The organism is Streptomyces sp. NBC_00513 (assembly GCF_041431415.1).
Taxonomy (GTDB): domain Bacteria; phylum Actinomycetota; class Actinomycetes; order Streptomycetales; family Streptomycetaceae; genus Streptomyces.
Map to the genome: position 1 here is coordinate 7,213,184 of NZ_CP107845.1, position 17,223 is coordinate 7,230,406.

Below are 17,223 nucleotides of genomic sequence, written 5' to 3' on the forward strand. Positions count from 1 at the left end.
TCCCGCCCATCGGTCATAAGATCCCCTCTTTCGATGGCTCGAGGAACTTGATGGCGCAAGAACATTCCCCACCCGCAGCCTCCTCATTCGAGGCAGGGATAAGCTGGACACTCCCCGCGATCGTGGTCGTGGCCGCGACCTGCCTGGTCGGCGCGCTGGTCTCCGCCTCGGGGTCCGCCCCCGTCGTGTGGATCGCGATCGGCGGCGCCTGCACGGTCGCGGCGGTCGCCGAAGCGGCGCTCCGCGGCCGGTCCGCGACCGCCCACCGCGCACAGGTCGCGGAACTCCTCACCGCCCTGCGGCGCCAGGAGGCCGAGACGATCCACCTCGCCGACGTACTGCTGCCCGAGGTGATCGACCGGCTGCGCCGGGGCGAGTACCCCGACGACGTGCTGAACTCGCTCGTCGGCAACGCCGGACACACCTCGCGCTGGAGCGCGGACACCTCCATGACACCGCAGTTCAAGACCGCCCTGCGGACCGTGCTGGCCCGAGTGGTCGACGCCGTGGACGCCGAGGAGAACCTCCGCGAGTCGGCGCAGCGCGCCTTCGTGAACATCGCCCGCCGCGTGCAGGCCATCGTTCACCAACAGGCCCAGGAAATGCGCGAGATGGAGGACCGGCACGGCAGCGACCCCGACGTGTTCGGCGACCTGCTCCGACTCGACCACGGCACCGCCCTGGTCGGTCGACTCGCCGACTCGATCTCCGTCCTCGGCGGGGCCCGCCCCGGCCGCCAGTGGAGCCGGGCCGTCCCGCTCTACAGCGTCCTGCGCGGAGCGATGTCCCGCATCATCGACTACCAGCGCGTCGAACTCCACTCGGTCTCCGAGGTCGCGGTCGTCGGCCCCGCCGTCGAACCGCTGATCCACGCCCTGGCCGAACTGCTCGACAACGCCACCCGGTACTCGCCCCCCCACACCCGGGTGCACCTGACCGCCGTCGAGGTGCAGTCGGGCATCGCCGTCGAGATCGAGGACGGCGGGGTGAACATGAGCGAGGAGGCCCGCAAGCGGGCCGAACGGATGCTCGCCCAGGCCCAGACCGGCATCGACCTCAACGACCTCGGCGAGACGCCGCGCCTGGGCCTCGCGGTCGTCGGCCGACTCGCGCAGGCCTACGGGTTCCAGATCTCCCTGCGGTCCTCGGCCTACGGCGGGGTGCGCGCGGTACTCATCGTTCCCCAGGACCTCATCACCACGACGTCGGCCGCGACCGGGCTCGCCCACGGCATCGGCGCGTCCTCCGGTCCGCGGGCCGTCGCCCCCAGCCCCCGACAGCACCCCGTGGACCACCTCTCGGCGCAGACCTCCGCGCCGCTGCCGCCGGCCGCGGCCCGCCCGGTGCCCCCGGCCCGCCCCGGCCGCGGCGACGACACCGTTCCCGTCACCGAGCGCACCCCCACCGGCCTGCCCCAGCGGCGGCGCAAGGACCGGGAGGTCGCGCCCGACGCGCCGTACGGGTTCTCCTCGCGGACCCCGACGGAAGAGGCGGCGCCCGGCATGTGGCTGGAGGCATTCCACAACGGTCTGTCCGGCACGTCAGGCGGCGAGGACGATGGCCCGGGCCCAGCGAACAAAGGGACGTAAGCAGTGATGCAACAGCGAGTCAGCAGCCTGGACTGGATGCTCAAGGATCTGGCCTCCGGAGTCCCACAGACACGTCACGTGATCGTGCTGTCCGCGGACGGCCTGTGCGTGGCCCAGTACGGGGCCGAGATCGACACGGCGGACCGGCTGGCGGCCGCGTGCGCGGGCCTGCAGAGCCTGGCCGGCGCCGTCGCCTCCGAACTGCCCCGCTCCGGAGGGCGGATGAGGCTGGTCGTCATCGAGATGGACGGCGGCTTCTTCTACCTGATGGCCGCCGGTTCCGGCTCCTACCTGGCGGTACTGGCGGACGAGGGTGTCGACGCCGGCTTGATGGGCGCGCAGATGCGCGACCTGGTGAGCCGGATTGGAGAACACCTGAGCACCCCGCCTCGACACGACGGGCACACCGCGTGAGCGAGCCCCCCGGAGGCTGGGAGGAGGACAGTCCCGAGCGGCTGTACGTCATCACCGGTGGCCGCAGCGGATCGTCCACCTCCACTCGCCTCGACCTCGTCACGCTGGTGGTCGCGAAGGCGGGCGCGCGCCCGGAGATGCAGCCCGAGTACGCGTCGATCCTGCGGATGTGCCAGGCGCCGCTGTCGGTGGCCGAGATCTCGGCCTACGTCGGCCTGCCCGTGAGCGTGGTCACCGTCCTGATCGGCGATCTCCTGGCGGGCAAACAGGTCCAGGTGCGCCCGCCCGTGCCCGTCGCCAAACTTCCCGACATCGCTCTGATCGAGGCCGTGATCGATGGACTACAGAAACTCTGACCTGCCGGTCGTCGCCGGACCCCGGCACGAGGACATACTCCCGCAGTCGACGGCCACCGCCGTCAAGATCGTCGTCGTCGGAGGCTTCGGCGTGGGCAAGACGACCATGGTCGGCGCGGTCAGTGAGATCAGGCCGCTGACCACCGAGGAGACGATGACCAAGGCGGGCATCGGCGTGGACGACACGCGCGGGGTGGGCCGCAAGACCACCACGACCGTCGCCATGGACTTCGGCCGGATCAGCATCAACGACGAACTCGTGCTCTACCTGTTCGGCACCCCGGGACAGGAGCGCTTCTGGTTCCTGTGGCGGGGACTGTTCGAGGGCGCGCTCGGCGCCGTCGTCCTCCTCGACACCCGCAGGCTGGAGATCAGCTTCGACGTGATCGGTCGGCTGGAGGAGCGCGGTGTGCCCTTCGTCGTCGCGGTGAACTCCTTCCCGGACGCGCCCGAGCACCCGCTCGAAGAACTCCGCCAAGCCCTGGACCTGCCCCCCACGGTCCCCATCCTCGTCTGCGACGCCAGGCGCCGGGGCTCGGCCCGCGACGTCCTGCTGACCCTCATGCGCTACCTGCACTCCCAGGCAGCAACCACGGAGGCACTGTGAGTACCAACCCCACCCCGCCACCCGGGTGCCCCGCGCACGCCGCGGCGACCCCCGGCGGGCTGCACCGGCTCGACGGACCCGAGGCGGCGTCGGACCCGGCGGGTCTGTACGAGAAGCTCCGCGCGGAACACGGCCCGGTCGCCCCGGTCCTCGTCCAGGGCGAGCTGCGGGCCTGGCTCGTCCTCGGCCACCGCGAGAACCTCGACGTGGCCCGCACCCCCTCCCGCTTCGCCCGCGACCCGCGGGGCTGGCGCGACATGCGGGAGGGCAGGGTGCCGGCCGACACCCCGCTGGGCCCGATGGTCGCCTGGGTACCGGTGTGCAACTTCACCGACGGTCCCGTCCACGAACGGCTGCGCGGCGCCGTCGTGGAGTCCCTGCTGCGCTTCGACAGACGAGGCATTCGCCGCCACGTCACCCGCTTCGCCAACCAGCTGATCGACCGGATCGCGGCCGACGGACGCGCCGACCTGGTCGCCGCCTTCTCGGACCAACTCCCCATGCTCGTCATGACCCAGCTCGTCGGCGCACCCGACGAGCACGGCCCCCGCCTGGTCAAGGCGGCCCGCGACATGCTGCAAGGGACCGAGACGGCCCTGGAGAGCGACCGGTACGTCACCGCGACCCTGGAACAACTGGTCCACGCCCGCAAATCGGTGCCCGCCCGCGACCTGGCCTCCTGGCTGCTGGAGCATCCGGCGGACCTCACCGACACGGAAGTGCTCATGCACCTGCGCGTCGTGCTGATCGCGGCGTACGAGACGACCGCCAACCTCATCGCGAACACCCTGCGGACGGTCCTGACCGACCGGCGTTTCCGCGCCAGCCTCTCCGGCGGCCACATGACCCTGCCCGACGCGCTCGAACAGGTCCTGTGGGACGACCCGCCGATCAACACCATCATCGGGCGGTGGGCCACCGGGGACACCCAACTCGGGGGCCGTGACATCAAGGCCGGCGACATGCTGCTGCTCGGCCTGTCGGCGGGCAACGCCGATCCGCAGATCCGGCCGGACCCCGACGCGTCCGTACACGGCAACCGTTCACACCTCGCCTTCAGCAGCGGCCCCCACGAATGCCCCGGCCAGGACATCGGCCGAGCCATCGCGGACACCGGCATCGAAGTGCTGCTCAGTCGACTCCCAGACCTGCAACTGGGCGTACCGGAGAGTGAGTTGCGCTGGCGCGGCACACTCATGTCCCGGCATCTGCTGGCCCTGCCGGTACGGTTCACGCCGCGCCCACTGGAGGACGGCTCGGCGTCGAACGGCCAACGCCCCTTCCCGGAGCGGGCCGTCGGACACCCGCCGCACGCCCCCTCCGCGCCCGTCCCGCCGCGGCCTGCGGCCATGCCCGCGACCTCCGCCACCCATCGCAGGCCGAGTTGGTGGCGACGACTGCTCGGACTCGACTGAGCACCGTCCGACCCGTCCGCCCCGGGGCCCGCGCCACGAACGGCGCGGGCCCCGGAGTGTCGCCACCGGGGTGCGGGTGGCCTTCTCACCCGTCCAGCAGGTCCCACCACCAGGCGAGGGCCGGCAGCGGTGGTGCCTCCGTCCGGTCGTCGCTCGGCACGTCGCCGTACCGGATGTCGAACCGCGCCCCGTCGACGGGCAGTTCGTTGCGGTTGCGCGGGCAGGCGTAGCGCGGCGCCCGGTCCTGCCACGCGAGGCAGCCCGCGATGTAGTGGCCCATCCCCTCCAGGTGGCGGGCGAGCTGTTCGTCCGCGTCGCGGGCCACCTGCTCCCGCAGCCTCAGGAAGAGGCCCATCACCCGGTCCCGGAGGGCCACCGCCACCGGCACCGCCTGCGCCGGTGTCAGGCCCTCCTGGTGGGCGATCACGTTGATGAGGTTCACCTCCCGCGGCTCCACGTGGTCGTCCTTGTCGTACGAGAACAGGTCGTTGTCGGCGCTGACGACGAATCCCGCGGCGTCCGTCAGCGCCCGCACCGCGGGCGCGTACAACACGTCGGGCGCCGGCCGGACACGGTTGGCCACGTCGGCCCAGGTGAGCGAGAAGCGGGTGCCGTTCGCGAGGGTTCCCATGGCCGCGAAGTCCGCCAGGCCGGGTATCAGTCCCCGCTCGGCGTTCGCCGCCTCCCAGGCCGCCCCGAGCAGCCAGTCACGCGTCCCCTCGGTGAACCGGCGCAGTTCGAACGGGGTGAGCAGCGCGTGCGTGCGCGTCACGAGGTCTTCGAGGGCGCGGGTCATCGGCCCGTCGGGCAGGAGGCCGGCCCCCGGTGTCTCGATGGTCCGCAGCAGCCGCGCGCCGTGATCGGTGACGGCCGCCGTACGGACGTCGTCCGCCCCCGAGTCCTGCCAGTCGTCGACGGCGTTGGCCCAGTAGTTCCACTCGATGAACAGCAGCAGGGCCGTGTCGTCCCCGTGCGGGACGATGCGGGACGAGAAGTCGGCGCTGTGCGTGGCCAGGCTCCAGGCCCGTTCGACGGGATCGGAGTGGATCCCGTGGGAGTCGAGCCAGTCGACGGCCAGGGCCTCCAGTTCCTTGGCCCGGGGGTGGACCAGTCCGGTGGCGAGGGGGCAGTAGAACGCCGGCAGCGGCCTGCCGATCCGGGAAGGGCGATCGATGGACGTCACGGTCCTCAGCCCCCGTTCCGGAACATCAGCAGCCGGGTCTCGACCGCGTGGTCGCGCCAGAGCCGGAAGAGTCTGCTGTGCACCACGGTCGACTCCTCCAGTCGCCTGGGGGTCCATGCCGCCGGGGCGCCGCCGGCCCGGACCCGGTCCAGCTCGCAGGTGTTCCAGGCCATCGACTGTACCCAGAACTCCGCCACCCGGTCGGTGACGTCCTCGTCCCGTTCGAGGGTGAGGCCCGCCGCCGACGCGGCGCTCACGTACTCCTCGCGCGTCCCGAGCCGGGTCTTGTAGTACTCGTCGAGGAACCCGCGCCACTCGGGCCGGCACACGAAGTGCTCCTGTATGCCGAACCAGCCGCCCGGCCGAAGCGCTCTCGCGACGACCTCGAAGAGTCGGGAACGGTCCATGTAGCCGCTGCTCTCGTTGGCGTAGGCGGCGTCGTAGGTCCGCACGGCGTCGTGGGCGTGGATGTCGGCCACGTGGGCGCGGACCCGGTCGCCGACGCCCGCCTGCCGCGCGAAGTGCTCGATGAGCGGTACGTGTTCGGCCGCGATGGTGAGACCGGTGACCCTCGTACGGTGGCGTTGCGCCCAGTACAGCGAGCCGCCGCCGAGACCGCAGCCGATGTCGAGGAGAGTGCGGGGGGGTCGTTCGTAGGCGCCCCAGGAGCGGGCGGCGTGCTCGACTATGTACTCCTGCGCGCCCACGATGCGCTGCTTGATCACGTCCTGCGGGACCGTGGTGTGCGGGTGCGTGTCGTGTCCGAACATCCCCAAGTGGAAGTGGACACGCGGACCCGGGCCGTACTTGTGGAGGATGTCCGCGGTCTTGCGGCCGTAGTAGAGCCGCACCTGCTCATCGTCCAGGCCCTGCCCGCTGCCTAAGGGAGAAGTGAATGGTGTAGCGCTCATGTCTGCCCGCCCCTTCGTGGCGTAGGGCTGCCGAGGGGACCGACAACTGGTTTCGGTCACCCCGACTGACGGTTGAAGCATGGATCATCGTGGCACTTACCGGCCGTCCCGTCTGCACACAAGAGCGCTTTGAATCACGGGAGTTGGTGACGAAATGATTCTGCACGCGCCTGAACCGCCCCGACCTCGTACGTGACGGGTCGGGGTGGTGGGGCGGACACGTGGTGGTGTGACGCGAGTCTGTCCGAACGTGAACGCGAAACCCCGGATCCAGGGGGCCGGGCGGGCGTCGAACCCGTGTCCCGTGGGGCTGTCGTTCGCCGCCGGGGCGGTCGGGGGCGGTGAGGCCGTGGACCGCCCCTTCCCGGGTGGCGAGCCGGGAAGGGACGCGCGGAGGGCTGTTCGGCACGGTCGTGGCCGGGAACCGGTGGACAGTCGGCCCGTCCGTGACCAACCCCCGGGGGCGGCTCCGCCACCCGGCGCGCCGCGGGACGCGTACCGGGCGGGTGGTCAGGCGGTGGCGAGGGAGACCTCCGTCGACTTGACGAGGGCGACGACGGAGGCGCCGGCGGTCAGCCCGAGGGCCTCGACGGCGTCCTTGGTGATGGCGGCGGTCAGCTCGCCGCCCTCCACGGTCACCTTGACGGAGCCCATGGCGCCGCCCGTGGTGACGTCGGTGACGGTTCCCGGGATCTGGTTGCGGATGGAGATGCCCTCGACCGGAGCGGTCGCGAGGGCGACCTCGGTGGACTTCACGAGGGCCTTGACCGCGGAGCCCTCGGCGAACCCGAGGTCCCGCACCGCGTCGGTGGTGATCGCCGCGGTGATGTCCTGGCCGCCCGCCAGGCGCACCTTCACGGTCGCCATGGCCTCGCCCGTCGTGATGGAGGTGACGATGCCGGACAACTGGTTGCGGATGCTCAGGCTCATGGGGGAAACGCCTCACAGGTCTCGGGGGACGGCAGCGCCGTGGGTGGGCCGCGTAGTCGCCGACGCTACTCAAGTACGGGGCGACCGCCGGGGACGGCGGCGCGTCCGCCGGCCGAACGGCCCTGTCCGGGTGAACGAGGCGGCAGCGCGAGAACCCCGCCCACCTCGTCGAGGCCCGGCGCCCCGCCCGCTGCCGGACGTACCGGGCCCGGCCCCCGGGCGCCACCGGTGCAGCGTTCGTCAGCCGGCGGGAGTGCGGCCATGATGGGAGGAGAGCCTGAGCGCTCTGACCATGGCCGGTCGGTACGCGAGAGGGAGATGCGGCGCATGGACGGTGCGGGCGGTCACACGCCGGGGAGCGGAGAACGGGCGTACCGGCGAGTACGCCACTCCGGTCCTGGCCGAGGCTCGTCAACCCAGACGGGAAAGAACCATGGTCGATGAAACGAATGGCCAGGGCGACGACGTGTACCAGCCCCAGGACACCGACCAGACGTCCGAGGGACAGCCGGACATGGAGAACGCGCTCGAGGAGCCGAACGGCGATCTGGGGCTCGACGAGGGCTACCAGACCGCCGCGGACCGCGCGAGCGTGGTGACGCGCCACGGCATCACGGGGCGCGAACAGAGCGAGGGCGAGTCGCTCGACGAACGACTGGCCCAGGAGGTACCCGAGGTCGGCGAGGCGCCGCGCGCGCCGTTCCTCCTCGACGAGGACGGAGTCGGTCGGCTGGTCTCCGTGCGGGAGGCGGGCTCGCGTCGGAACACCGACGTACTGGGGTTCGACGCCGGCGACGACGCGGGGGAGGAGTCCGCCGAGGAGGCGGCCATGCACGTGGTCGGACGCAATGTGGCCGGCGGGACCTCGGAGAGCCGGCACCACATCCTGGCCTGGGAGGATTCTTCGGAGACGGAGACGGAGACGGAGACGGAGACCGAGACCGAGACCGAGACCACCCCCTGACTCGGCGGGCGCCGGGCCCGGCGCCCGCCGCGGACGCCGACACGCGGGGTGCCGGGCCGGCTGCCGCCGGCGGGCACCCCGTGCGCGTCCTCAGGGCCGGGCGCCGAGGTGCTTGGCGAGGGCGGCGGTCCGTTCTGGGGTCCAGCCCGGGGGGCGGGTGATCTGGGCCCAGGCGGTCGTCGGCATCGTGCCGTAACGGTGCCCGTGGCCATCGGGCACTCCGTCGGCGCCGGCCAGGTCGCACACCACCTGCCAGAACGTCAGCACCGGATACCAGCGCATCGCCGATGACACGTCCCCCGCCCTGGGGTCGTCGAGCCAGTCGGGGTGCCGATAGGCGAGATCCGGCGACCACCACACCACGGGATCCGAACCGTTCTGGAGGTACACCGAGCGCGGGCCCGTCCACGGCGCCGCCGGAATCGCATAGTCCGAGGGGACCTGCGCGAACCGCACCTGTGCCCCGTCACCGACGACGGGCCGCCACGACGGGCTGTCGGGAGCACGGCCGTCCGTGAGCGTCTTCCAGAGCGGGTTGGCATAGGTGGGGCCGACGAACAACGCCCCGTCGGTGCGGCCGGCCAGGCCCTTCAACGTGCCGCCGAGCGCGTTCTCCATGGCGTACGAACCAAGACTCTCGCCGTAGGCGAGCAGCTTCGGTCGGGTCTCGGCCGGCAGTGTCCGCCACTTGTCGTACACCGCCGTGAACAGCGCCCTGCTCGCGTCGGCCGCCTCGTCCTCGGTGAGGACGGACACCCAACTGGGCAGGTACGAGTACTGCATGGCCACCAACGCGCTGTCGCCGAACCAGAGGTACTCCAGCGGTCGGCTTCCCTGGTCGTTGACCCAGCCGGTGCCCGTCGTGCCCATCACGGCCAGCACGTCCCGCTCGAACCCCCCGGCGCGCTCCAGTTCGCGGACGGCGAGCCGGGCCCGCTCGTCGAGGGAGTCCGCCGTACGCAGACCCACGTACACCCGGACCGGATCCTTGGCGTCCCGCCCGGTGAAGCGCGCGATGTCCGCGCGGGTGCTCGTCCCGCCGACGAAGTCGCGGCCCTTCGCCCCCAGGGTGTCCCAGGGCGTGTACGAGCCGTCGCCTCCCGAGAGCGTCGTGGAGGTCGGGCGGACCACGCCCTCGCTCGTCCCCCGGTCCGTCAGGGACGCGCCGTTCTCCACCACGTGGAGGACGCCCTTGAGCAGGAAGCCCTGGACGAAACCGACGACGAGGAAGGCCACCAGGGCGATCCCGGTGCCGTAGGCGACCGAGCGCGGGACCAGCCACGTCAGCGGCTGCGACACCTTGCGGGTGGCCAGCCTGAGGCCGCGCGCCGCACCCAGGAGCAGCGCCGCGACCAGGCCCGCGAGGACGGGCACCAGCACCCACTGCCACCACACCACCTGGGGCCGCATCCCGACCGCCCTGCGCATGTCGCCCTGCCAGGACACGCTGAACGCGGTCGTCACGACGACGGCCGCCACGCAGACCGCGGCCACCGCCGACCACGCGGCGCGCTGCGGGGACCGTGCGGGGAGGATCAGCCTGCGCCCGGCCAGTGCCCGCGTCACCGTGCCGAGGACCGCGCCGAGCGCGTACCCGAGGGCCGCGGTCACCCCCGCCTCCACCCCCTGGAGCCACCACGGGCGGGGGAGCAGGGCCGGCGTCAGGGACAGGCAGTAGAAGACCGTCGCCAGCACGGCACCGGTCAGGGAGAGCCCCCGGCGCACCACGCGTGCGCTCAGCGGGCTCTCGCCGTACCGTCCGTCTCCCGGGAGCCCGCCACTGCCGGGGAGCGGCACGTGGGGAGGTATCACGCTCAGCACCATGGCGGTGGCGTCATCGCGCGGGCCGGGTGCGCCCCGTCGGTGAGCGACGGGGTGGCGCCGGACGACGGGCGGGTACGGGGCGACGGCCGGGTAGCGCCGTGGTCACCGGTACTCCGGCTCAGGGGAGCGTGTTCGTCTGGTGTGCGAGTGCTCACTGCGCGAGTCCTTTCCGGCCGCGGCGTTCTCCCCCCGATCGTGACGGCGCAGGTGGGCGGGCGCGCGCTGGGTGCGGCCGGACGGGAAGCCGGCTCGTGTGGGCCGGTCCGCGGGCGCCGATCGCGCAAGATCGAAAAGATGCGGGGCCCGGCGAACTGACGGACAGTGGCGGAGTCCACGGACGGACTGCCCGCTCAGGTCGCGCGGGGTCCGGTTCCGAGTCCGGACCGGCGACGAGGAACACCATGGCCCAGGCTGAACGCGCCCCGAGCGCGCCGGAGTCCGCGCCCGCGGCGAAACTGACCCTGCTCACGCTGACGGCCATGGTCGTCGGGTCCATGGTGGGCGCCGGGGTGTTCTCGCTCCCCCGCCGTTTCGCACAGGAAACCGGTGTGGCGGGCGCCCTCATCTCCTGGGCGATCGCGGGCGCCGGCATGTTGATGCTGGCGCTCGTCTTCCAGACGCTCGCGGTACGCCGGCCCGACCTGGACGCCGGTGTGTACGCGTACGCCAAGGCCGGTTTCGGCGAGTATCTCGGCTTCTTCTCCGCCTTCGGCTACTGGGCCAGCGCCTGCGTCGGCAACGTGACGTACTGGGTGCTGATCATGTCCACCATCGGCGCCGTCGTCCCCGCCCTCGGCGAGGGGGACACCGTCCTCGCGGCGGCACTGTCGTCGGTCGGACTGTGGGCCTTCTTCCTCTTCATCCGACGCGGGGTGAAGGAAGCCGCGGCGATCAACAGGATCGTGACCGCGGCGAAACTGGTGCCGATCCTCTTCTTCATCGTCCTCACGCTCTTCTACCTCGACCCGGGCGTCTTCGCGGACAACTTCGCCGGCGCCGACTACGCGGGCTCCCTCTTCGACCAGGTGCGCGGAACGATGCTGGCCACCGTCTTCGTCTTCCTGGGCGTCGAAGGCGCCAGCGTGTACTCGCGCCACGCCAGGCGCCGTGAGGACGTGGGCCGGGCCACCGTCCTCGGCTTCCTGAGCGTCTTCGCCGTCTTCGCCTCGGTCACCATCGTCTCCTACGGGATCCTGCCGATGAGCGAGATCGCCGAGCTGCGCCAGCCGTCCATGGCCGGGGTGTTGGAGGCGGCCGTCGGCACCTGGGGCAACGCCTTCGTCAGCGTCGGACTGATCATCTCCGTACTCGGCGCCTACCTGGCGTGGACACTGATGGCGGCCGAAGTCCTCTTCGTCGCCGCCAAGGACGAGGACATGCCCCGGTTCCTCGGCCGGGCCACGGCTCAGGACGTGCCGGTTCCCGCGCTCGTGATGACGACCGTGCTCTCACAGATCATCCTGATCGTCACGTTGTTCTCCGACGACGCGTTCAACTTCGCCCTCGACCTGACCAGCGCCCTCTCGCTCATCCCGTTCCTGCTCGCCGCGGCCTTCGCCGTCAAGGTCGCCGTCGGGGTCCGCCGCGCGGGGCCCACCGAGGCGGCGGGAACGGCCACCGGCCGCCGAAGGCGCCAACTGGCCGTCGCCGTGCCGGCGACGCTCTACACGGCTTTCCTCATCTTCGCGGCCGGACTGCGCTACGTGCTCATCTCCTTCATCCTCTACGCCCCGGCGACGATCCTCTTCGTCATGGCCCGACGAGAACAGGGCAGGAGGCTGTTCTCGCCCCGCGAGTACGTCATCCTCGCCGTCTCGGTGGCCGGCGCGGTCCTCGGGATCGTCGCCCTGGCCGCGGGCTGGGTCGAGCTCTGACCCGAACGGATGCCGAGGAGAACCGCCATGAACGGCCCGGCGTCGACAGCGGCACGTCGTCCGATCCTGTCCACGCGAGCCGCCCTGCTGTGCGTGATCGTCGTCCTGGTGCTCACGAACCTGGCCGACAACCTCTGGGCGCCGTCGTGGATCCTGCCGACCGCCCTCGTGGCCACGACCGTCCTGATCGTCCTCGCGTGGCTCGCCGGCTGCGACGCGGACGACCTCGGGCTCGGCAGGACCGATCTGCCCCGACAACTGCGGTGGGCCGGGGCCCTCGTCCTGATCGTCGCCTGCTGCTATCTCGCGGCCGCACTGGTACCGGCCGGCCAAGGTCTCTTCGAGGACCGGCGCACCGGCGGCCTCGGCGCCCGCGAGGTGCTCTGGCGCGTCTGCGTGGCCGTTCCCGTCGGCACGGTGCTGCTGGAGGAGGTCGCCTTCCGGGGCGTCCTCTACGGCCTCGTGGACAGAGACTTCGGCACCCGGGCGGCCATCGGCTTCTCCTCCCTGCTCTTCGGCCTGTGGCACATCCTGCCGTCGCTGCACCTGAACGACGCGAAACCCGTTCTCGGCTCCGTCTTCGGGCACTCGCCGTGGGGTGCCGTACTCGTCAACGCCGCGGCCGTGCTCTTCACCGCGGCGGCGGGGGTCGTGCTCTGCGTACTGCGCCGGCTGAGTGGAGGGCTGCTCGCCCCGATGGCCCTGCACTGGGCGACCAACGCGTTCGGCTACCTCGTCGCCCACCTGGTCGAATGACCGTTACGACAGCCCCCGTCACCGAATAGGCGGTTTGTCGGCAATGAGGAACCATGGTGCCGTGTGTGCGTCGCGGAGTGCAGGCGTACTCCGACCCGTCCCGACGAGGGGAACCGCATGAACGACTCCGTCCGTCCCGCGCCGACCCCGGGTGTGTACTCGGAGGTCGGCAAGCTGCGCAAGGTACTGGTGTGCGCCCCCGGTCTCGCGCACCGCCGACTCACCCCCACCAACGCCGACGACCTGCTGTTCGACGACGTGATGTGGGTGGACAACGCGCAGCGCGACCACGCCGACTTCGTCAACAAGCTGCGTGCGCGGGGCGTCGAGGTGGTCGAGCTCCACGACCTGCTGGGACAGACGATGGCGCTGCCCGAGGCGAGGGACTGGCTGCTGGAACGCAAGATCGTCGCGAACGAGGTCGGCATCGGTCTCATCGACGACACCCGGGCCTTCCTGGAGACGCTGGAACCCCGCCGGCTCGCCGAGTTCCTGATCGGCGGACTCGCCACGGCCGACCTCCCGGACGAGTTCAGGTCCGAGTACCTGGCCCTGGCCCGCGACGCCGGCGGCATCCGCGAGTACCTCATGCCCCCGCTGCCGAACACGCTCTACACCCGTGACACCACCTGTTGGCTGTACGGCGGAGTCATGCTGAACCCGCTGTACTGGCCGGCCCGGCACGACGAGACCCTGCTGATGAAGGCCGTCTACCGGTTCCACCCCGACTTCAAGGACTCCACCGTCTGGTGGGGCGACCCGGAACGGGACTGGGGCCAGGCGACCTTCGAGGGCGGCGACATCATGCCGGTGGGCAACGGCGTCGTCCTCATGGGCATGAGCGAACGCACCTCGCGGCAGGCCATCACCCAGGTCGCCGCGGCACTCTTCGAGCGGGGCGCCGCCGAACGCGTCGTCGTCGCCGCGATGCCGAAGCTCCGCGCGGCCATGCACCTCGACACGGTCTTCACCTTCGCCGACCGGGACATCGTCACCCTGTACCCGCGCATCATGGACGCGGTCCACACGTTCTCGCTGCGCCCGTCCGACAAGGCTCCCGGCGTCCGGATCACGGACGAGGGCTCCCGCACGTTCGTCGAAGTGGTCACCGAGGCCCTCGGCCTGCCCGACATGCGGGTGATCGAGACGGGCGGTGACGTCTACGCCTCCGAACGCCAGCAGTGGGACAGCGGCAACAACGCCGTGGCGATAGAGCCGGGCGTGGTCTTCACCTACGACCGCAACACCCAGACCAACACCCTCCTGCGCAAGGCGGGCGTGGAGGTCATCACCATCGTCGGTGCCGAGCTGGGCCGCGGCCGCGGCGGCGGCCACTGCATGACGTGCCCGCTCGTCCGCGACCCCGTCGACTTCTGACGGACGGACCGAGGCGGGGACGGACGGAGGTGGGGACGGACGGACGCGCACACGCGCGGACGCACCGACGGGCGGCCGTGTCGTGGCCGCCCGTCGGTATCGCCCGAACCGTCGCTCAGATCCCCAGGGCCCGTCGCAGGCCGAGCCGATCGGTGCCCAGCTTGGTGAAGGAAGCCGACAGCAGCTCGGACGCCGTCCGCGGATCGGTGCCCAACTCCCGTGCGATCGAGGCGTTGTCGAGCCCGAGCGCGGCGTGACGCGCCGCCGCGTGCTCCGCGATCGTCAAGGTGTCCTGTTCGAAGGTGTGCAGACGGCGTGGGCGCAGCCCCGCCGAGGCGAGTTGAGAGCGGGCACGGGCCGCGAGCGCGTCGGCACCGCAGGCCGCGGCGGTCTCCATGCCCCGGTAGAGCTGCTGGGCCGCCTGGTGCGGATCGCCCAGGGTGTGCAACGCCGTACCGTGATCGACGAGCGCGTGCGCGAGTTCACAGGCGGCCGGCGACTGTTCGAGATGACCCACCGCCTCCTGCAACAGCACGGCCGCCCGGGACGCGTCCATGGTCGTTGCCAGGACGCGCAGGGACTGCCCGATCACGCTCGCCGCCCCGAACGCGCGGGCGCGCGCCAACGCCTCGGTAGCCGTGGCGCGTGCCTGGTCGGGTTCATGGGTGACCTGCGCCAAGGCCAGGTCCAGCTGCCACGGACTCCACGACGGATTGCGCGTGCCGCGCAGGTCGAGCCGCTTGCCCGCCGCGCTGAGCTGCTGCTCCGCCTCGTCGATCCGCCCCTGAGCCAGCAGGAGCTTGCCCCGGACGGCCTGCGGGTCGGGATAGACCACGGCCTTGGGCAGTTCGTCCGCCAGCCTGTAGGCCTGGGCGACCCGCTGCGCCTCGGCCGTGTTCCCGTGGGCGAGCAACGTTTCGATGAGGGTGCCGATCGCGTACCACTGGGCCGGGATGCCGTGCCCGACACGGTCGGCGATCTGCAGACCGTTGCGCACGAAGTCCTCGGCCTCGGCGAGCCGTCCGCGCCGGTACCGCACGTATCCCAGCAGGGTGTAGACGAACGACAGGTGCGCTCCGCGCCAGCCCTTGTCCTCGAACTCGATGATGGCGGTGTTGAACAGCTCCTCCGCGCGCCCCGGTTGGTCGCAGTACATGAGCGTGACGGCCACGACCGCCGGCACCTCGAACCCGAAGTCCTGGTCGGTCCAGCTCATGCCGCCGGTCAGCGCCTGCTCCGCGTAGTCCAGAGCCGTCGTGACGGACTCGCCGCGCATCGCGGCGTCCCAGGCCCGCAGCCCCAGGATGTGCCGCTCGGGCAGGCCGCGACCACTCAGTCGCTTCGCGAACTGGGCGAGCAACCGGGAACGGGCCGGTGAGTTGTCCTCGTCCATCCGGACCGAGTTCCACTTGAACTGCTCGGCCTGCATCCGCAGCCGGGTACGGGAACTCGACGAGAGCCGTGCCTCGTCCGAGAGGAGGCCGGCCGCCTCCGCCATCTGCCCCGTGTGGGCGAGGGCCTGGGCGAGACGGTAGGTGATCGCCTCCCGCAGCGCCTGCTCGGTCTTGGGTTCCTCCAGGGCGGCCCGGAGCTGGTTGATGGTCGTCGCGGGTTCGTGCAGCAGGTTGGCGGAACCGAGCTCGAACAACACCTCGGCCCGGTCCTCCATGCCCGGCGGTTCGCGCAACGCGCGGGCCAGATAGCGACGGGCCGCGTCGGGGGCGCCCGCGGAGAAGCTCTCGCGTGCGGCCTGACGCAGCTGCTGCACCACCCAGGGGTCACCCTCGGGATGCATCTCCAACAGGTGGCGGGCGGCCGCCGCGGCGCCGAAACCGTCGTCGACCATGGCCTGCGCCGCCATCCCGTGCATGCCGACGCGCACGCCCGGCGGAATCGACCGGTACACGGCGGTCGCGATGAGCGGGTGGAAGAACTCGACGACCTCCTTGCGGTGCAGGCTGGTGAGGACGGTCAGGATGCGGGCGTTGCGCAATCGGTCGATGGACTCGGCGGCCTGCGCCTCTCCGAGCGCCGCGACGCTCGCGACGATGCTCGTCGGGACCGCGGTACCGAGTACGGCGGCGGCCCACGCGAGTCGGACCGTGGACGGGCCGAGCTGATCGAGGCGGTCGATCAGGCCGCTGCCCTTGACGGCGGAGGCCAGGTCGCGCAGTTGGGGGATGTTCTCCTGGTGGGGCTTCAACCCACGGGCCCGACCCCTCATCGCCAACTCGACGACCTCGAAGGGATTACCGCCCGTGATCGCCCAACACTCGCGACAGAACACGTCGTCGGCGCTCTCGCCGAGCGCGTCGCGCACGATGCGTGCCACCGCGCTCGTGGTGAGCGTGGCCAGCTCGTGCGGACGAGTTCCCTGGCGTCCCATCAGGGCGCGCAGCGAGCCGGCGTCGGCGGGGATCTCGTCCGGCCGACAGGCCACGAGGATGAGCATGGACAGTTCCTCGGCCCGCGCCGCGAAAGCGGTCAGCCACGCCAGGGATTCCGCGTCCGCCCAGTGCGCGTCGTCGACGATCAGCACGACGGGTGCGCTGCGCACGGTCAGATGCGTGACCACCCAGTCCAGGCCGTCCCGCACGCCCTGCGGATCGGGCGCCGTCGGGCCCTTGGGAGCGGCGGTCAGACCGAGGGCCGGGGCGACGATGCCGTACCAGTTGCCGAGGACATCGCGTCGTCCGTCCTCGCTCATCGCCGCGAACGTGGGTTGTATGAGCTGGCGCATCACGTGGAACGGCGTCTGCTTCTCCTGCTCGCCGCCCCGGGCGAACAGCACGGTGCAGGAGCGCTCCATGGCATGCCGTCGGGCCTCACCGAGCAGTTTCGTCTTGCCGATGCCGCCGGCCCCGGCGAAGGTCAGCACGCCGCCGCGGCGGGTCGTGGGACCGGTACGCGAGGTACCGCACAGTTCGTCCACCGCCCGGTGGATCGCGAGAACTTCGGATTCGCGCTCAAGTAAGGGCTGGTTGGCCCACCCTTGCGGTTCCGTGATGTCAGACATTCTTGCC

Annotated in this window: 14 protein-coding genes; 9 read left to right on the forward strand and 5 right to left on the reverse strand. The window is 71.4% G+C overall.

The genetic code is table 11. The features are described from left to right. Positions 1 to 50: 50 nt before the first annotated feature. The 5 genes from OHA84_RS32445 to OHA84_RS32465 are packed head-to-tail and all read left to right on the forward strand — an operon-like array spanning position 51 to position 4,381. On the forward strand, positions 51 to 1,589 hold the full coding sequence (locus tag OHA84_RS32445) for a sensor histidine kinase KdpD (RefSeq protein WP_266952798.1): 1,539 nt from the start codon (positions 51 to 53) through the stop codon (positions 1,587 to 1,589). A 6-nt stretch (positions 1,590 to 1,595) separates the two neighbouring features. Continuing rightward, complete coding sequence (locus OHA84_RS32450; protein ID WP_266952800.1) at positions 1,596 to 2,003, forward strand: roadblock/LC7 domain-containing protein; 408 nt, start codon at positions 1,596 to 1,598, stop codon at positions 2,001 to 2,003. Continuing rightward, on the forward strand, positions 2,000 to 2,359 hold the full coding sequence (locus OHA84_RS32455) for a DUF742 domain-containing protein (protein ID WP_266952802.1): 360 nt from the start codon (positions 2,000 to 2,002) through the stop codon (positions 2,357 to 2,359). The genes OHA84_RS32450 and OHA84_RS32455 overlap by 4 nt, the downstream gene beginning before the upstream one ends. Beyond that, the gene (locus OHA84_RS32460; RefSeq protein ID WP_266952804.1) at positions 2,340 to 2,966 is read left to right on the forward strand and encodes an ATP/GTP-binding protein; all 627 of its coding nucleotides are present in this window, start codon (positions 2,340 to 2,342) and stop codon (positions 2,964 to 2,966) included. Before OHA84_RS32455 ends, OHA84_RS32460 begins: the two co-directional genes overlap by 20 nt. Further along, on the forward strand, positions 2,963 to 4,381 hold the full coding sequence (locus OHA84_RS32465) for a cytochrome P450 (protein ID WP_266968359.1): 1,419 nt from the start codon (positions 2,963 to 2,965) through the stop codon (positions 4,379 to 4,381). The genes OHA84_RS32460 and OHA84_RS32465 overlap by 4 nt, the downstream gene beginning before the upstream one ends. A gap of 85 nt (positions 4,382 to 4,466) precedes the next feature. Here the strand turns inward: OHA84_RS32465 and OHA84_RS32470 are convergent, their stop codons facing one another. The 3 genes from OHA84_RS32470 to OHA84_RS32480 all read right to left on the reverse strand — a co-directional run bounded on the left by OHA84_RS32470 (position 4,467) and on the right by OHA84_RS32480 (position 7,405). After that, complete coding sequence (locus tag OHA84_RS32470; RefSeq protein ID WP_266968358.1) at positions 4,467 to 5,564, reverse strand: hypothetical protein; 1,098 nt, start codon at positions 5,562 to 5,564, stop codon at positions 4,467 to 4,469. 5 nt (positions 5,565 to 5,569) lie between these two features. After that, the gene (locus OHA84_RS32475; protein WP_266968357.1) at positions 5,570 to 6,475 is read right to left on the reverse strand and encodes a cyclopropane-fatty-acyl-phospholipid synthase family protein; all 906 of its coding nucleotides are present in this window, start codon (positions 6,473 to 6,475) and stop codon (positions 5,570 to 5,572) included. A 510-nt stretch (positions 6,476 to 6,985) separates the two neighbouring features. Further along, positions 6,986 to 7,405: a molybdopterin-binding protein gene (locus OHA84_RS32480; protein WP_266952812.1), complete on the reverse strand. Its 420-nt coding sequence runs from the start codon at positions 7,403 to 7,405 to the stop codon at positions 6,986 to 6,988. Positions 7,406 to 7,838: 433 nt separating this feature from the next. On the opposite strand from OHA84_RS32480, the gene OHA84_RS32485 reads away from it, so the two are divergent. Beyond that, positions 7,839 to 8,369, forward strand: a complete 531-nt coding sequence (locus tag OHA84_RS32485; protein WP_266968355.1) for a DUF5709 domain-containing protein — start codon at positions 7,839 to 7,841, stop codon at positions 8,367 to 8,369. Between the two features lie 90 nt (positions 8,370 to 8,459). On the opposite strand, the gene OHA84_RS32490 is transcribed toward OHA84_RS32485, so the two are convergent. Beyond that, positions 8,460 to 10,181: an alpha/beta-hydrolase family protein gene (locus OHA84_RS32490; RefSeq protein ID WP_266968354.1), complete on the reverse strand. Its 1,722-nt coding sequence runs from the start codon at positions 10,179 to 10,181 to the stop codon at positions 8,460 to 8,462. Between the two features lie 413 nt (positions 10,182 to 10,594). Between OHA84_RS32490 and OHA84_RS32495 the strand changes: the two genes are divergently transcribed. The 3 genes from OHA84_RS32495 to OHA84_RS32505 all read left to right on the forward strand — a co-directional run bounded on the left by OHA84_RS32495 (position 10,595) and on the right by OHA84_RS32505 (position 14,200). Continuing rightward, the gene (locus OHA84_RS32495) at positions 10,595 to 12,067 is read left to right on the forward strand and encodes a basic amino acid/polyamine antiporter (protein WP_266968352.1); all 1,473 of its coding nucleotides are present in this window, start codon (positions 10,595 to 10,597) and stop codon (positions 12,065 to 12,067) included. A gap of 27 nt (positions 12,068 to 12,094) precedes the next feature. Continuing rightward, positions 12,095 to 12,823: a CPBP family intramembrane glutamic endopeptidase gene (locus OHA84_RS32500; RefSeq protein ID WP_266952820.1), complete on the forward strand. Its 729-nt coding sequence runs from the start codon at positions 12,095 to 12,097 to the stop codon at positions 12,821 to 12,823. Between the two features lie 117 nt (positions 12,824 to 12,940). Beyond that, a complete protein-coding gene (locus OHA84_RS32505; protein ID WP_266968350.1) occupies positions 12,941 to 14,200 on the forward strand; it encodes an arginine deiminase in 1,260 nt (419 codons plus the stop codon). Positions 14,201 to 14,315: 115 nt separating this feature from the next. On the opposite strand, the gene OHA84_RS32510 is transcribed toward OHA84_RS32505, so the two are convergent. Beyond that, positions 14,316 to 17,216 (reverse strand): AAA family ATPase, encoded by a 2,901-nt coding sequence (locus OHA84_RS32510; protein ID WP_266968348.1) that lies wholly within the window; start codon positions 17,214 to 17,216, stop codon positions 14,316 to 14,318. Between the last annotated feature and the right edge of the window lie 7 nt (positions 17,217 to 17,223).

Bases quoted from the DNA above. Each gene is read 5' to 3' on its own strand.
- OHA84_RS32445 (WP_266952798.1), top strand. From the start codon at position 51: ATGGCGCAAGAACATTCCCCACCCGCAGCCTCCTCATTCGAGGCAGGG.
- OHA84_RS32450 (WP_266952800.1), top strand. From the start codon at position 1,596: ATGCAACAGCGAGTCAGCAGCCTGGACTGGATGCTCAAGGATCTGGCC.
- OHA84_RS32460 (WP_266952804.1), top strand. From the start codon at position 2,340: ATGGACTACAGAAACTCTGACCTGCCGGTCGTCGCCGGACCCCGGCAC.
- OHA84_RS32475 (WP_266968357.1), bottom strand. From the start codon at position 6,475: ATGAGCGCTACACCATTCACTTCTCCCTTAGGCAGCGGGCAGGGCCTG.
- OHA84_RS32480 (WP_266952812.1), bottom strand. From the start codon at position 7,405: ATGAGCCTGAGCATCCGCAACCAGTTGTCCGGCATCGTCACCTCCATC.
- OHA84_RS32485 (WP_266968355.1), top strand. From the start codon at position 7,839: ATGGTCGATGAAACGAATGGCCAGGGCGACGACGTGTACCAGCCCCAG.
- OHA84_RS32495 (WP_266968352.1), top strand. From the start codon at position 10,595: ATGGCCCAGGCTGAACGCGCCCCGAGCGCGCCGGAGTCCGCGCCCGCG.
- OHA84_RS32500 (WP_266952820.1), top strand. From the start codon at position 12,095: ATGAACGGCCCGGCGTCGACAGCGGCACGTCGTCCGATCCTGTCCACG.
- OHA84_RS32505 (WP_266968350.1), top strand. From the start codon at position 12,941: ATGAACGACTCCGTCCGTCCCGCGCCGACCCCGGGTGTGTACTCGGAG.
- OHA84_RS32510 (WP_266968348.1), bottom strand. From the start codon at position 17,216: ATGTCTGACATCACGGAACCGCAAGGGTGGGCCAACCAGCCCTTACTT.